Annotated in this window: 17 protein-coding genes and 1 pseudogene; 15 read left to right on the forward strand and 3 right to left on the reverse strand. The window is 30.6% G+C overall.

Annotation, left to right across the window (positions count from 1 at the left end; all coding sequences use genetic code 11):
• Positions 1 to 418: 418 nt before the first annotated feature.
• Genes BMX09_RS08630 through BMX09_RS08675 form a run of 10 tightly spaced genes read left to right on the forward strand, consistent with a single transcriptional unit; the run spans position 419 to position 8,256 of the window.
• A complete protein-coding gene (locus BMX09_RS08630; RefSeq protein ID WP_177159595.1) occupies positions 419 to 2,263 on the forward strand; it encodes a BglG family transcription antiterminator in 1,845 nt (614 codons plus the stop codon).
• A 9-nt stretch (positions 2,264 to 2,272) separates the two neighbouring features.
• On the forward strand, positions 2,273 to 2,617 hold the full coding sequence (locus BMX09_RS08635; protein WP_089747731.1) for a PRD domain-containing protein: 345 nt from the start codon (positions 2,273 to 2,275) through the stop codon (positions 2,615 to 2,617).
• Between the two features lie 2 nt (positions 2,618 to 2,619).
• Positions 2,620 to 2,988, forward strand: a complete 369-nt coding sequence (locus BMX09_RS08640) for a glycine-rich SFCGS family protein (protein ID WP_089747733.1) — start codon at positions 2,620 to 2,622, stop codon at positions 2,986 to 2,988.
• Between the two features lie 9 nt (positions 2,989 to 2,997).
• Complete coding sequence (locus tag BMX09_RS08645; RefSeq protein WP_089747734.1) at positions 2,998 to 3,291, forward strand: DUF4312 family protein; 294 nt, start codon at positions 2,998 to 3,000, stop codon at positions 3,289 to 3,291.
• 19 nt (positions 3,292 to 3,310) lie between these two features.
• On the forward strand, positions 3,311 to 4,081 hold the full coding sequence (locus tag BMX09_RS08650; protein ID WP_407645260.1) for a DUF4311 domain-containing protein: 771 nt from the start codon (positions 3,311 to 3,313) through the stop codon (positions 4,079 to 4,081).
• 27 nt (positions 4,082 to 4,108) lie between these two features.
• Positions 4,109 to 4,786, forward strand: a complete 678-nt coding sequence (locus tag BMX09_RS08655; protein ID WP_089747737.1) for a DUF4310 family protein — start codon at positions 4,109 to 4,111, stop codon at positions 4,784 to 4,786.
• Between the two features lie 6 nt (positions 4,787 to 4,792).
• Entirely contained in the window at positions 4,793 to 5,896 is a 1,104-nt protein-coding gene (locus BMX09_RS08660) for an amidohydrolase/deacetylase family metallohydrolase (protein ID WP_089747738.1), read from the forward strand.
• A complete protein-coding gene (locus tag BMX09_RS08665; RefSeq protein WP_089747739.1) occupies positions 5,886 to 6,986 on the forward strand; it encodes a DgaE family pyridoxal phosphate-dependent ammonia lyase in 1,101 nt (366 codons plus the stop codon). The genes BMX09_RS08660 and BMX09_RS08665 overlap by 11 nt, the downstream gene beginning before the upstream one ends.
• A gap of 25 nt (positions 6,987 to 7,011) precedes the next feature.
• On the forward strand, positions 7,012 to 7,755 hold the full coding sequence (gene dagF, locus BMX09_RS08670) for a 2-dehydro-3-deoxy-phosphogluconate aldolase (protein WP_089747755.1): 744 nt from the start codon (positions 7,012 to 7,014) through the stop codon (positions 7,753 to 7,755).
• 54 nt (positions 7,756 to 7,809) lie between these two features.
• Positions 7,810 to 8,256: an integrase core domain-containing protein gene (locus BMX09_RS08675; protein WP_089747741.1), complete on the forward strand. Its 447-nt coding sequence runs from the start codon at positions 7,810 to 7,812 to the stop codon at positions 8,254 to 8,256.
• 389 nt (positions 8,257 to 8,645) lie between these two features.
• On the opposite strand, the gene BMX09_RS08680 is transcribed toward BMX09_RS08675, so the two are convergent.
• Positions 8,646 to 9,281 carry a GntR family transcriptional regulator gene (locus BMX09_RS08680; RefSeq protein WP_089747743.1) on the reverse strand — a complete coding sequence of 212 codons (636 nt, stop codon included), beginning with the start codon at positions 9,279 to 9,281 and terminating at the stop codon, positions 8,646 to 8,648.
• 152 nt (positions 9,282 to 9,433) lie between these two features.
• On the opposite strand from BMX09_RS08680, the gene BMX09_RS08685 reads away from it, so the two are divergent.
• From BMX09_RS08685 to BMX09_RS08695, 3 genes are all read left to right on the forward strand, one after another.
• Entirely contained in the window at positions 9,434 to 10,201 is a 768-nt protein-coding gene (locus BMX09_RS08685) for a dimethylarginine dimethylaminohydrolase family protein (protein ID WP_089747744.1), read from the forward strand.
• 76 nt (positions 10,202 to 10,277) lie between these two features.
• Positions 10,278 to 11,366 carry an alanine racemase gene (locus BMX09_RS08690; RefSeq protein WP_218138941.1) on the forward strand — a complete coding sequence of 363 codons (1,089 nt, stop codon included), beginning with the start codon at positions 10,278 to 10,280 and terminating at the stop codon, positions 11,364 to 11,366.
• Positions 11,367 to 11,380: 14 nt separating this feature from the next.
• Positions 11,381 to 12,805 (forward strand): basic amino acid/polyamine antiporter, encoded by a 1,425-nt coding sequence (locus tag BMX09_RS08695; RefSeq protein WP_089747746.1) that lies wholly within the window; start codon positions 11,381 to 11,383, stop codon positions 12,803 to 12,805.
• Between the two features lie 209 nt (positions 12,806 to 13,014).
• Here the strand turns inward: BMX09_RS08695 and BMX09_RS08700 are convergent, their stop codons facing one another.
• The gene (locus BMX09_RS08700; protein ID WP_089747747.1) at positions 13,015 to 13,980 is read right to left on the reverse strand and encodes an IS3 family transposase; all 966 of its coding nucleotides are present in this window, start codon (positions 13,978 to 13,980) and stop codon (positions 13,015 to 13,017) included.
• Complete coding sequence (locus tag BMX09_RS08705; RefSeq protein ID WP_089747749.1) at positions 13,977 to 14,666, reverse strand: helix-turn-helix domain-containing protein; 690 nt, start codon at positions 14,664 to 14,666, stop codon at positions 13,977 to 13,979. Before BMX09_RS08705 ends, BMX09_RS08700 begins: the two co-directional genes overlap by 4 nt.
• Positions 14,667 to 15,239: 573 nt before the next feature.
• On the opposite strand from BMX09_RS08705, the gene BMX09_RS10525 reads away from it, so the two are divergent.
• Positions 15,240 to 15,434: a transposase gene (locus tag BMX09_RS10525; RefSeq protein ID WP_089747753.1), complete on the forward strand. Its 195-nt coding sequence runs from the start codon at positions 15,240 to 15,242 to the stop codon at positions 15,432 to 15,434.
• Between the two features lie 15 nt (positions 15,435 to 15,449).
• A pseudogene (locus BMX09_RS10530) lies at positions 15,450 to 15,544 on the forward strand (hypothetical protein); the annotation flags it as partial.

The following is a 15,544-nucleotide window of genomic DNA, read 5'->3' on the forward strand; positions in this document are numbered from 1 at the left end:
ACTGAATGATTAACTCTTTATTTTTTTAAAAGCCAATAAGCACATAAAAAATAGGATCAATGATTTTACTCATCAACCCTATAAATTATAGAACCGATTTTTTAGCTGTTGTTGTTTTCATCACTCTTTTTTGAAATCTTTAGAATTTGGTGCTTCCATAAAGATGAAATATAAAATGTAGAACTGTATATGAGATTCGTACGCAGGGGTTTATAGGGGAATATTTTTTTGCGATTATTTCTCTACTTAATTTGTCGTTAACAGCAAGTGCAATTAATGATAAAAAATATTATCAATAATAAAAGAATTGTATGTTTTTGCACTAATGATAGTGAGAGGATTTTGTATTGATAAAACAAGTAATGGAATATATAGTTAAGTTGTAAGCGGTACCGCTTCGGAAATGGAGGCATTAGGAATGGATATCCAATTAAGCCAACGTGAAAAAGAAATTTTGTTACATTTGTTATACATACAAGAGTGGACAACATCAAAAACTTTATCAAAAAAATTTAATATTAGTATAAGAACGGTAAAGTATGACATTGCTAATATAAAGGAATGGTTAAAGTTTCAAGGATATATATTAGAAACTAAACGTGGGCAAGGTGTATGTGTAGATATATCTAAAAAAGAAAGAAAAAAAATAATAGACTTAGTGTTACAATCTACCGAGACAGATATAGGGATTAATCCTCAATTAAGACAAATGAGAATAATTGTTTTGTTATTAGAAGCATCCAATGATATTACTAGCGAAGATTTAAGTAATGAAATTTATGTATCTAAAAAAACAATCTTAAATGATATTGATGTAATAGAAGAAGAGTTATTAGGGTCGAACCTTAAATTATGTAGAAAAAATGGAAAAGGTTTTTCGATACAAGGGAATGAACTTGATAAACGTTTATTATTGGAACGTATTTTTCATAATGAAATCTCTGAATATGATCTTTATCAAATTTTAAGAAAAGTAACGGATAACGATACTAAATTAGATATATACGCAAAAATAGGCTATGAATATCAAAAAACTAGCGAAAAAGTAATTGGAATATTGAATGGAATTTTACAAACAGGTAGTTATAGTAGTTTAAGTGATAATGATATTTTATCATTAATTACTCGAACAACAATATCAATTAATCGATTGAAGCAATGCTGTAATATTGGTGATTTCAAATTATTGGATATAGAAAAAAATATGGAAATATATAATCGCTTATCATATGTTTTTATTTCAAAAGTATTTACAGCATATGATTTACCGCTTTTTATGAATGAGTTTAACTATATAAATAGTATTTTGAAACCGAGTGAGGATAAATTAGATATAAAGACTATTACCCAAACAATTATTAATCAAGTTTCAGAAAAAATGGGTTTTCCGTTTAATAAAGATAGGGTATTGTTTACAAATTTGTTTGCACATTTATCATTAAGATTATCAAAAGGTAATATATTTGTTAATGAGTTTAATCCGTTTACTTTTGATATAAAACGTAAATATCCTAATTTAGTAAATGTATTAAAAAAAGTGTGTGAAGATGTTTTGTGTACAGTAGATGTTGGGATAAGTGATTCATCTGTAGTATATATAGCTCTCCATTTTTTAGTTGCATATGACTCTTATGAAGAAAAAAGAAATTTAAAAGTATTATATGTGTGTTCTACAGGTGTTGGTGTTACTAGTCTTATACATAATAAAATTAACGAATATTTTAATGATTTGGAAATAGTTGATTTTTCATCAGTTTTAGAGGTAAATGATAAGATTGAAATGAATTCACCAGATATTATTATTAGTATATTTCCTTTAAATGATGTGAGTGTTCCAGTAATTAAAGTAAATCCACTCCCCACTTCAGAGGATATTCATAATATTAAAACTATAAAAGAAGAAATATTAAAAAACAATGAACTCCAAGTAAGTAGAATTGAAGCAGTAAAGGATGAAATAATTAATATACCACCTGATAATACACAAGAAATTATGGGGATTGCATTTATTGTATATCAAAAATTAGTGAAAATTTTCAATCCATACATGTCTCAAATGTTGAAGGATTCATTTTTATTACATGTGTTTTTAATGGTTAATAGAATTTGTTCTAATAAACAATATCATAGTATGTTTTTACCAAATAAAATTTCAGATATAGAACAGAATATTATTTTAGAAATAAAAAAAATTATGAAAGATAATAAGTTGCTAATCGATGAGTCAGAGATTGAAGCGTTATTACAATATATTAGATATTAGAGGTGAAAAATGAAAATTCCAGAGAGTATTGAATTAAAAATTGAAGAAAAAGAAAACAAAGAAACCTTATTAAAGGTAATGGAAATCATTTTAAATGAATATGAAAAAGAAGACATTATTTCAACGGATTTACAATATGATATTTTATTAAATCATTTAAATGAAATGATTATTAGATCTAAATCCGGCATAAAAATACCATCAGTGGATGCTGAAATGTTTAGTGAAGTATCAGCTAATTCTATTGATTTATCAAAAAGAATTGTAGAACAAATTGGTAATTTACCAACTGATGAAATTTATGTATTATCTATTCATTTTGAAACTAGTAGACAAAATATTAAGGAGGATTAATTATGATTACAGTAGTTATTGCAGATAGATTAGGAAAAGGACAAAATGTTGCTAAAGGAGTAGAAATGGCAGGTGGACGTGCTGTCGTTGTTCCAGGTGTAGGCGCAGATATGAAACTTGGAGATGTTATGCAAGCTGAAAATGCGGATATGGGTATTTCTTTTTGTGGTAGTGGTGGAGCAGGTGCGTTAACAGCCTCTACTAAATATGGATATCCTGAAAAACATGGTATGAGATCAGTTCAAGAAGGTATTACAGCAATTCAAGAAGGTAAAACAGTTTTAGGATTTGGTTTTATGGATACAGAAGAACTTGGACAAAAATTAACAGAAACATTTATTGAAGTTCATAAAAAATTAAAATTTATTTAGGAGATAGCTATGTTACAAGAAATAATACAGACTGTTGAACTTAGTGGAAAAGGCGAAACTAAAAAAAGTGCAGTAGCAAGCGCCTTAAATAAAATTCAAAGCAAGATTTTAAAAGATAGTGAAGATGCAATTTTAAGAATTGAACCTTTAGAAATTAAATCAATTACAATATCAAAAAAAGTCACTCGTGAAAAGTTTTTGTTTATTTTTTTTCCAAGAGACAAAGAAGAATATTATGTTGATTTAGTAATTAGTGTGAAAATCATAAAAATTAATATTTCAGATATCAAGGTAGAAAATTAATAATATTGGAGGAGTGTATATGTTAATAATCATAATTAAATCAATTATTATCGGTGCTTTATTAGGATTTTCAGCAAGTATGGGAGCGGCAAGAATGTTTCACGCACCTAAAACACAAGGCTTGGGTGCATTTAGAACATTAGGAGAAATGAATGCCTGTGAAGGAGATGCAGCAGCGCATTTCTCATTTGGATTAGGATTTTTCTTTAATGCGTGGGCTTCCGCTGTAGGTGCTGGTGCATTTACACAAGATTTAACTCACAGAATTATACCTAACTGGGCGACAGCAGCACTATTAGTTAAAAATAAAAATTTAGAAGAAACAATGCATAATCCTAAGAAAATGGGGATTGTAGGAGCATTTATTGGAGCTGCAGTAGTAACATTTTTAAATGCAACATCAGCAGCAATTCCATCTGCATTACAAGTAACGGCGGTAGCAGTTTTAGTTCCAGCAGCCACACTATTAATCAATATCGTAATGCCAGTTATCTTTTGGTTAGCTGCATTAGATGCGGGTACTAGAACTGGTTTCTGGGGAACATTATTCGGAGGAATGGCTCAAATTATTATGGGGAATGCAGTTCCTGGTGTAGTGTTAGGAATTTTAATTGGAAAAGGTGTTGATGATTCAGGTTGGAATAGAGTTACTAAAAGTATTATGTGTGCTATTGTATTATTATTTGTCTTCAGTGCATTCTTTAGAGGATTTGACATTAGATTTATTGAAAGTTTAGGAATTGATGTACCAGGTTGGTTAGATAATTTACATAATCAATTTAGTGTTTAGTCTAAAAATATTGAGGAGGTAAAGATAATGGAAGAAGTTACAATTGAATTTGAACAAAATCATGAAGAAAAAAGTTTTTGGTATGCAGATTGGGCATTTCCAATCGTTGTAGGATTATTATCATCTGCTGTATTTGCAGGAACACATATGTATATTGTACATGGGGTAGGAGCTTTCAATGAAGTTTCTATTGTTGCAATGTTAAAAGCTGGATTAGATGGGGGATCATTTGGAGCAGCTGCAGCATTTGGAGCAAGTTTCTTATTTGCGCGTGTATTAGAAGGTTCATTAGTTGGGATTCTAGACTTAGGTGGATCAATTTTAACAGGTGTTGGTATTGGGATTCCAGCAATTTTCTTGAGTATGGGAATTACGGCACCAACAAATAATTTCCCATTAGCATTACTTGTAGGGTTTGGTTTAGGATTAGTTATTGGCGGTGTAATTATTCTTATCAGAAAATATACTATTAATCAATCTAATTCAACTTTTGGAGCTGACATAATGATGGGTGCTGGTAACTCAGCAGGTCGTTTTTTAGGACCACTAATCATTTTGAGTGCAGCACAAGCATCAATTCCAATTGGAGTAGGGGCTATTGCAGGAGCTTTAGGATTTTATGTATTGAAAAAACCAATTGCCGGAGGAGCTATTATTGGAGCTATGATTTTAGGTGCATTTTTCCCAGTAGTAATAGGAGGTTAATACATTATGACAACAATATTAATTAAGAATGCTAAAACTGTTAATAATGAGTTAATAGATATTTATATTGTAAATAATAAAATTAAAGAAGTTGCAGCGAAAATTGATATTGATGCAAATCAAACAATCGATTTAAAAGGTATGTCATATGTGTCAGCAGGCTGGATAGATAGTCATGTTCATTGTAATGCTGAATTACCACTATATTATGATTCACCAGATGAAATAGGGTACAAAAAAGGTGTTACAACGGTTGTTGATGCAGGATCAAATGGGATATTAAATATTGAAAAATTTTTAGATAATGTTTCAATTTGCAAAACTAATGTGTATGCACTATTAAATATTTCTGAAAGTGGCATTGTTAGACAAGATGAATTATCAGATTTAAATAATATAAAACCTGAATGGATTAAAAAAATGATTCAAAAACATGCTGATAAAATTATTGGATTAAAAGCAAGAATGAGTGCAAGTGTTGTTGGAGATAATGATATAGAGCCTTTAAAACTTGCAAAGAATATTCAAAAAGACAATCATAATCTTCCCTTAATGGTTCATATTGGTTCTGCACCACCTTCTTTAGAAGCAATTCTTGAGTTATTAGATAAAGGGGATATTGTTACGCATTGCTTTAATGGTAAGAAAAACGGCATTGTTAGTAGTCAAAATGAAATTAAAGATTTTGTGAAAAAAGCTTATAATAAAGGAATTATTTTTGATATTGGACATGGAACGGATAGTTTTAATTTCAAAGTTGCAGAAATTGCTATTAAAGATCATATTAATGCGACGACAATTAGTACGGATATATATCATAAAAACAGATTAAACGGACCTGTTCATGATATGGCTACAACATTAGAAAAATTAATAGCAGTTGGATATGATTTAGGGAATGTAATTGATAAAATTACAACTTTTCCAGCCGAAGTATTACATTTAGCTAATAAAGGTAAATTAGAAGCAGAGTATGATGCTGATATTACAATATTTGATGTTGTTAATAAAAAAGACATTTTAATAGATTCTAATGGCAATATTAAGGAAACAACTATAAAGATTGTTCCTAAAAAGGTTCTTATAGGAGGAATAGTATATGACTTATGATCCATATAAAAAATATCATTTGAATAAAGTTATTAATGCTTCAGGAAAAATGACAATATTAGGAGTTTCAAAACTATCAGAGAGTACAAAAATAGCTCAACAGTATGGAGGAAGCAACTTTTTTGAAATGGATGATTTATTAGTGAAAACTGGTAACTATATTGCAGATTTATTATCATGTGAAGATGCAACAATTGTATCATCCGCTTCTGCTGGTATTGCATTATCAGTAGCAGGTTTAATTGGGAAAGGAAGCTTGTATCATTTATACCACCCATATTCAAACAGAATATTGAAACGTGAGATTATTATTCCGAAAGGTCATAATGTAGATTATGGGACAGCTGTTGAAGTAATGATTGAGCAAGGTGGAGGGACTGTTGTGGAGGCAGGTTATGCAAATATGTGTACTGCTGATCATATTATAAGTCAGGTAACAGATAATACAGCAGCTATTCTATATGTTAAAAGCCATCACACCGTTCAAAAAAGCATGTTATCTGTTGAAGAAGCTATTGCTGTAGCAAAAAAAGTAAATATTCCAATTATTATAGATGCAGCAGCAGAAAGTGATATTAAAAAATATGCAAAAATGGGTAGCGATTTAGTAATCTTTAGTGGTGCAAAAGCTATTGAAGGACCTAGCTCAGGTTTAGTATTTGGTAATCAGAAAGCTATTCAATGGGTTAGATTACAAAGTAAAGGAATCGGACGCTCAATGAAAATTGGTAAAGAAAATATTTTAGGTTTTTCTCAAGCAGTAGAAGACTATATTTTAAATGGTAGTGAAGATGGAGAATCGATGAAAATGAGATTACAACCATTTTTAGATAAATTAAATAATATAGATGGCATTGTAGCTTCTGAAAGTCAAGATCCAGCTGGTAGAGAAATTTATAGAGCTAAAGTACAACCAATGAAGCGTAAAACAGCATCGGAACTTGTTAATCAATTGACGGATGGAAGTCCAGCAATTTATACAAGAAATTATTTAGTGAATCAAGGGATTATTGAATTCGATATTCGCGCAGTAAATAAAGAAGAAATGGATTGCATAGTGGAAAAAATTACTAAAATAATGAACAGTTAAAAGGAGAACATTTATGGAAACAACTATGAATAAAAAACCTCAATTTTATCAAGGAAGAATTTGTTTAAACGTCCTAGCAAATTCATTAGAAAATGCTAAAGAGTGTTATGAAGCAGCAGAAGGTAATGTTGTATTAGGAGTTTTATCTAAAAATTACGCTACTGATGCAGCTGCTTTAAAAGATATGGCTATGTATCAAAAAGAAGTTAATAATGCCTTATCAATTGGTTTAGGTGCTGGAGATCCTAATCAAAGTGGAATGGTGACGAGATTAGCTAAAGAATTACATCCTCAACATGTAAACCAAGTATTTACAGGTGCAGGAACTACAAGATGTGCGTTAGGGCAAAACGAAACATTCGTCAATGCTTTAGTATCGCCAACAGGAAAAGTAGGTTATGTTAATATTGCCACAGGACCGTTAAGTTCGTTATCAGAACCAACAGAAATTCCAGTAGCCACAGCAATTGCATTATTAAAAGATATGGGAGCAAGTTCTATTAAATATTTCCCTATGAAAGGGATAAAACACATTGACGAGTTCAAATTCATTGCTCAAGCATGTGCTGAAAATGATTTCGCTCTAGAACCAACAGGTGGCATTGATTTAGATAATTTTGAAGAAATTATTCAAATTGCTTATGATGCAGGAGTTAAAGAAATTATTCCTCACGTATATTCGTCTATTATTAATCCAGAAACTAAAAATACTAATCCAGAAGATGTTAAAACATTAATGGAGATTGTAAAAAAAGTTGTTAAGAAATAAGTTTTATTCCCTCTAAAGTTAGACTACAAATCTAGCTTTTAGGGGGATTTTTTTGTGGGTACATATGGGTATGAATTAAAAAGAAAACGAGTTTGTAGCATTGTAGATGAAAAAAGTGTTACTCATACTGCTGCTAATTTCCTTAAAGATTTAGATAAAAAATTTTGGTTTAGTATAAAAACAGTTCAAACAGACAATGGTAGAGAATTTACCAATGATATGAATCAAACCGAACAATTAAGTTATTTTGAGCGAGTATTAAAAGTTAAAGGTATTCAATACAAAAAAACACGACCATATTCTCCGTGGCAAAATGTGAAAGTAGAACGTAGTCATCGAGTAGATGGAGAACGTTTTTATAATAAAGCATTCAAATCGCTAGATGATTTGATTAACAAGCATAAACGATATATCGAAAGAGGAAATAATGTTGCTAGAAAAATATTAGGCTTTAAATCAGCTAATCAGGTGAACGAAGAATTTTGGCATTGTATGGCTTAACAGATTGTAAAAGTCTTTTTGTATAGGTAGTAAAGCCCCGCTACGCTTTCCGGCTTAACAACCTATAAAAGACTTTATTTAAAAGAGCAAGCTATTCAACAAAAAATGAATGTGAATTAGGTCGGTGCGTTACAAATGTTTGACTTCTCTAGATCTAGATTATCAAAAATGATATTTTTATCTGGAATATTTAATAAAGTTCGTGTACAATTATTATTATTAGGCATCTGAAGCCCTCCTTTATAAAGATTTAGACGATTTTATTATTGGGTATCAGATGTTTTTTTGTGTATAAAAAAATAAACGATGCCATTGAAGAATTTCTTCAACAACACCATTTATTGTAGAACCTTGAAAAATTACTATTTTTTATTTTAGTTAAATTATGTTTACCACTGGTCAAATGTAGATTTATCTGGAGCCCAGTGAACATCTTCTAAATAGTGGCGTACGTCATGTTTTTTGTTAGCTTTAAACAAATTTAAAATGACTGTGTGTTCATCATTAGTTTCGTTTAAAATAGACTGAATTAGTTCGGGGTTTGTATATAAAAAAGCTTTGCCAATAAAGAATTTCTTACGATTGTCTAATTCTTTAGCGATAGTTTTATTGGGACATTTCTGGATATAAACATTATGAAATTCTTCCTGAAGTTCATTGTATTTTGTATACAGTTTATTAGAAATTGCTGCGTACATACTTGAAATCAAGAAATTCATGTTTGCATAATCTTCTTCATCTAATAAATCACATGTTAGTTCAGCTACTTTTCCATCTAAAACGCCGATTAATTGATAGATTTCTCGCATTTCTGTAACTGTATAGTTTTTTAAAGTGAACCCCTTATTCGGCATACGCTCCACGATTCCAGTAGCGGATAATTCTAGTAATGCTTCTCGCACTGGAGTTCTACTGAGACCAATATGTTCAGCAATAGTTGTTTCAATCAAACGGTCTCCTTTTTTTAAATTTCCCTTAGTAACTTCTTCAGAAATAAATTTATAAACGATATCTTTAGGTATCATAAAGATCAATCCTTTCTTAACTATATTGTACAAGATAAAATTGTAAAAATAAATAAATAAAAAAATAATAAAAGAAAACGCTTGCTCTTTATAATTGTATATTGTATACTAAATGTGTAATAAAAATATATTAAAAGAAAGAAGGAATTGCAATGTTTAAAAATGTTATTGTTCGTGTACCATCACAAAGTATTTCAGAAGGTTTAACTAGTGCTAATGAAGGTAAACCAATATATAGTAAAGCGTTAATGCAACATGAAAATTATGTCAGTGCTTTAACTAAAACAGGTGTTAATGTAACTGTTTTAGAACCGCAAGATGAATTTCCAGATGCTTGTTTCGTAGAAGATGTTGCGTTATGTACTTCAAAATGTGTTATTATTACTCGTCCGGGAGCTGAAACACGCCGTCAAGAAGCAGCGCTACCAGATATGTTAGAAGCTTTGAAAAAATTCTATACAAATGTTGAGTATATTACGGAACCTGGAACAGTTGAAGCTGGAGATATCATGATGGTAGGGGATCACTTCTACATTGGCTTATCTGCAAGAACTAATGAAGCAGGAGCTAAACAAATGATTGAAATTTTAGAAAAATATGGATTATCAGGCCAAATGGTTGAAATGGATGAAATGCTTCACCTTAAAACAGGCTTAGCTTATTTAGAAAATAATAACTTACTAGTCGCAGGCGAATTTAAAACTAAAGAAGAATTTGCAGACTTTAATAAAATTGAAATTGACTTAGATGAAGCATACGGCGCTAACTGTATTTGGGTTAACGATTATGTAATTGTTCCCGAAGGATATCCTAAAGTTCAAGCTAAAATTGAAGCATTAGGCTATAAAGTTTTAGTAGTAGATACATCTGAATTCAGAAAAATTGATGGTGGTTTAAGCTGTCTATCATTACGTTTCTAGTCTGAAAAATTTTGAGGCTGCAAAATATATTTTGTTTTGTAGCCTTTTTATGTATCAAAAATTAGGGGGTAATCATATGAATAAAATAAGATTTCCACGAATAATCATTAATAAAGAGAAGTTAATTCACAATATGAATACAGTTGATTTTGTTTGTCGGTCAAATAATATTACAGTAAGTGGTGTTATTAAAGGTGTAAATGGAAATTCATTGGTTTTAGAGTGCTTTTTAGCTTCGAATATTAAACACCTAGCTTCATCACGCTTGAATCAATTACGTGCTATTAAAGAAGTTTCACCATCGACACATACCTTAGCTTTGAGAGTTCCTATGCTGACAGAATTAGAAGAATTAGTGGAAGTTGCTGATTGTAGTTTGAATTCGGAAATAGTTACGCTAAAAGAATTGCAAAAGGTATCTGCTTCAAAAAATATTAAGCATGAAGTTTTGTTGATGGTAGATTTAGGAGATTTACGTGAAGGCTTTTTTAATGAAGAAGAATTGTTTAAAGCAGCTTTATTTGTTGAAAGTGATTGTCCTAATTTGATTTTAAAAGGTATCGGAACAAATTTGGGATGTTATGGATCAATTGCACCAGATAATAAAAATTTAGGACGATTGGTATCTTTAGCGCAAATTATTGAAAGTAAAATTAAGCGCAAATTAGAATGGGTTTCTGGAGGTGCTACAACCTCATTACCTTTAGTTTTAAAAGATGAAATGCCACAAGGGATAACTCATTTACGTATTGGTAACGGAATTTATTTACGTGATTTGGAAAGGTATTTTGATTACACTTTTGACGAAATGTATAGTGATGCTTTTGAACTTCAAGCACAGGTAGTCGAAGTGCATGAAAAACCAAGCTATCCAATCGGAACAATTTCTGTAGATGCATTTGGTAATAGTCCGGAATATATAGATATTGGGATGCGTCAACGTGCATTATTAGGGATGGGTCGCCAAGGTATTGGAGATATGACAAAATTATTACCATTAGATTCAGATATTCAAGTCATTGGAGGTAGTAGCGATCATACAATTTTAGATATTACTGATGCTAAAGAAGTTATTAAAGTTGGTGATATTGTTACTTTTAATATTCAATATGAAAACTTATTATATGGGTTTAGTTCAGAGTATGTTGAAAAAGTTATGATATAAAGGGGGAATATGTGATGTCAACCAAAGAGAAAAAAGTCGGTCTATTAGGTTTAGTAGCTTTAACAGTTAGTTCTGTTGTAGGTGGGGGAGTTTTTAACTTAATGAGTGATATGGCAAAATCTGCTTCAGCTGGACCTACAACGATTGCATTAATTATTTCAGGAATTGGTATGGGGATTTTTGTACTTTGCTTACAACACTTTAATGAGAAATTACCTGAATTAGATGCTGGTATTTATAGTTATGCAGAAGCAGGTATGGGAAGCTTCGTTGGCTTTAATAGTGCGTTAGGTTATTGGCTATCAATTTTCTTAGGGAATGTTGCCTTGGGTTCGTTGGCATTTAGTGCTTTAGGATATTTCTTTCCAATCTTTGGTGATGGTTCTAACTTGGCTTCTGTGATTGGAGCATCATTGTTATTGTGGATAATGCACTTTACAATTTTAAAAGGTGCCAATTTCGCAGCTAATATTAATGGGATTATTACAATAGCTAAATTAATTCCACTTGCAATTTTTATTTTAACGTTAATAATAGCTTTTGATGCAGATTTGTTTTCAGCAAATTTTTGGGGTACGGTTAACAATGATTTTATTTGGGCAGAAGTAGGACCACAAATTAGTAAAGCAATGGTTTCTGCAGTTTGGGTATTCGTAGGTGTTGAAGGTGCGGTAGTGTATTCAGCTCGTGCAAATAATAAACAAATTGTTGGTCGTGCTATTATTTTAAGTTTTGTGATTATTACGTCGATTTATTTATTAGCAACAGTATCTAGTTTTGCTGTATTGACTCAACCTGAATTGGCTAATTTAGATAAACCAGCGATGGCTTTTGTTATGGAGTCGGTTGTTGGTAAATGGGGTGCGATGTTAATTAATGCAGGTGTTGCTATCTCAGCAATCGGTTGTTGGTTTGCTTGTACAATGTTTAGTGGTGAAATTTTATATCAAGCAGCGAAGGATGAAGTTTTCCCTAAGTTCTTCTTAAAAGAAAATAAATATGCAGCACCAACTACAGCTCTTTTGGTAAGTAATGGATTGGTTCAATTTTTCTATTTATCATTATTAATTAATGACCGTGCTTACAACTTTATGGCTTTATTAGCATCAAGCACGATGTTAGTTCCATATTTCTTCGTGTCATTGAGTTATGCTAAGTTATCTTGGAAATGGGATGAAAAAGTATCTAAAAATGTTTTTTTAGGGATCATTTCAACAATATACATGGCGTATTGTATGTATGCTTCTGGATATACTTATATATTAGTAACAACTTTACTATTTGCTCCAGGAATGTTGTTATATATTACTGCAAGAAAACAACATAATAAGCAGGTGTTTAATAAAGCAGAATTTATTGGAGCTATTTTTGTAATAGTGGGAGCAGTTCTAAGTATTTATTTAATGCTTAATGGAACGATTGATGTAACGAATATGTAAAATATAAAAAATTATCTAAATTTTCTCTCGAGGCTAAAGTATTTATTATTTTACCATTGAGAGTTTTTTTTAAGACCAAATCAGTTGAATTTTATTTAGTGAATATAAAAAGCGAAGAGGGTATATGATATGCCTCCTGTCAAGTAGACAGGTTAAATATCTAAAATAAAGTGTAAGTAACGATCACACTGATTTGTGTGGTCGTTTTTCTATGCGTTCCATTGTTCTTTGTACTTTTCAATTCTTTTATTATGAGCAATAGGATACTCATTACTTGTTGCGCCGAATAACGCTTCATTCCTAACTTCTAAAGGTGTTTTACAATGATATCTGTCCTGAGGTCGTTCTGTAGAATAAAATCGTATGTAATCATTGATTGCATACCTTAAAGATTCTTCGTCTGTGATTTTATAAAGTTGATACATTTCAGTTTTTATGATAGCCCAAAATCCTTCTGTTGGAGCGTTATCTATACAGTGTCCAACTCTAGACATCGATTGCACCATTTCTTGATTAATTAGTTTTCTTCGAAAGACTTTACTCGTATACTGGAAACCTCTATCGCTATGGAAAATAGGTTTTGCGTCTGGGTTCGCTTCAATTGCTTTATCAAATGTCTTAAAAACCAATCTATTATCATTTCTACCACTAATAACATGCGCAACAGGGTATCTATCATATAAATCTAAAATTGCACTTAAATAGAGTTTCTTTTGCGTTCCTGGTATTTTGAATTCTGTTACATCTGTTGCCCATTTTTTATTGGGTGCAGAAGCATAGAAATCTCTTTTTAGTAGATTTTCTGCAACAGCTTGTGGTGTTGAAGGCAAATATTTCTTCTTTTTCTTTCGTATAACAGAATGAATATTTAACTTTTTCATAATTCTATGAACACGTTTTTTGCTATAGTTAGTATGATTAAAATGATTAATCCAAGAAGTCATTCTTCTATAGCCTAATATATGATTGAAACGTGTATCATACTCTCTAATAAGATTAGCCAGTTCAATATTTTCTTGTTCTTGAATTGGGATTTCTCTATGCAACCACTTATAATAACCAGCTCTGGAAATAGACAACTGCTTACACATCCAGTTTATGCTCCATCCCTTGTTTTCATAGAAATATTTAATAGCCATATATTTTGATGCGTAACGTTGTTTACCAAGACTCACATCCTTTCGAATTCTTTCACTTTTTTTAACAACTGTACCAACATATCATTTTCTTCAAGTTTACGTTTTAAGCGCTTGTTTTCTCTGCGAAGACGCTCTAATTCATCTACTTCATCGTCTGTTTTATGACGGCCACGTTTGTCGATTAATCCTTCTTCTCCAGTTGTATCATATTTCTTTACCCATGTATAAACTTGATTGTACGAAACCTCAAATATACTAGCTGTACTTTTGTAATCTCTGTTATGTGATAAACAGTACTCTACAATTTCTTTACGTTCTTCTAAAGTTGTCTTTCTTCTTGCTTCTGCCATATAGACCTCCTGTTTAGGAATATAATCCTTAAGTTCTCTATTGGCATTATACAATAAAACCCACTTACGAAGTGTCTCTTTTGAAGGAATTCCATATTTTGTAGCGATGGATTGTAGACTCCCTTTTCCTTCTAAATATTCTTCAACAATACGGATTTTTTCGTCACGATAATAGGTTCGATTTCCTTTAGGTTTAATAAAGGCATTTGCACCTAACTCTTGATATCGCACAATCCATTCACCAAGAATTGATCTAGAACGAGATTCATTAAAATGAATACCGTATTTTTGACAGATCTCTCTCTGTGATAATATTCCTTCAAAATATTCTTTGCATGCTGCTATCTTTATTTCTGTCGTATATTTATCCATAAAAAAAATCCCCCTTAAATAGATTTGGTTATTTACCTTGTCTACTTAAGGGGAATTATATCGATAATTGAATATTATTTTTTATTCTTTATACTCATCTTAAAATACCACCTTTGTGTTTCTATAATTTTTATTTTATCACTTACTCCATATTCACAACTATCTAACGAAAAATATTATTTCGTTTATTTTTATTACTTTTGCATATTTATTTTCAATTCATTATGCTTAAAATATAATTATTCCTAATAAAATAGATTGTTATGTGTATTTTTTACAAAATCAATAATTCGTCAAAAAATTGTAAAGGAAAGTGTTTATAAATTATCTAAACTATATATAATTCACTTCCATAGTAGTTAAAGATGAGTTATTCGTTGTAATTTTTTTATAAATATGGTATTTTTATTTTTACTAAAATAGTTCAATAAGTTTTTCGGAGTAATAGCTAATTTTTTTATGTAATACATGAGAATATTTTAAAATTAGTGCCAAGAAATCTTCGAAGATTTAGCTTCGTGGGATGAATTGTTGTATCAAGATTTTTTTATAATCCTTATCGAGGTAGATAAAATGAATGATTGGAAAAGTGGAAGCCATCATAACTATTTGTTACAATATCATCTAATTTTTGTATGTAAATATAGAAAACGATTGCTATCAAATAAGTATATAACAGATAATATCAAGTTATTATCACAAAAAATATGCAATAAACATAAGGTTGTCATAAAATATATCAAACAGAAAGGAGAAAGAGTAAAATAATAGAGAAAAAGCAAGAAAAAAGTAGCGAAATTACATAGACATATATCGAACCAAAGACTAGATTTCTTACATAAAGAATCAACAAGGATAGCCAACTTGTATGAAGTCGT

The sequence above is a fragment of the Granulicatella balaenopterae genome, assembly GCF_900111135.1.
Lineage (GTDB): Bacteria > Bacillota > Bacilli > Lactobacillales > Aerococcaceae > Granulicatella > Granulicatella balaenopterae.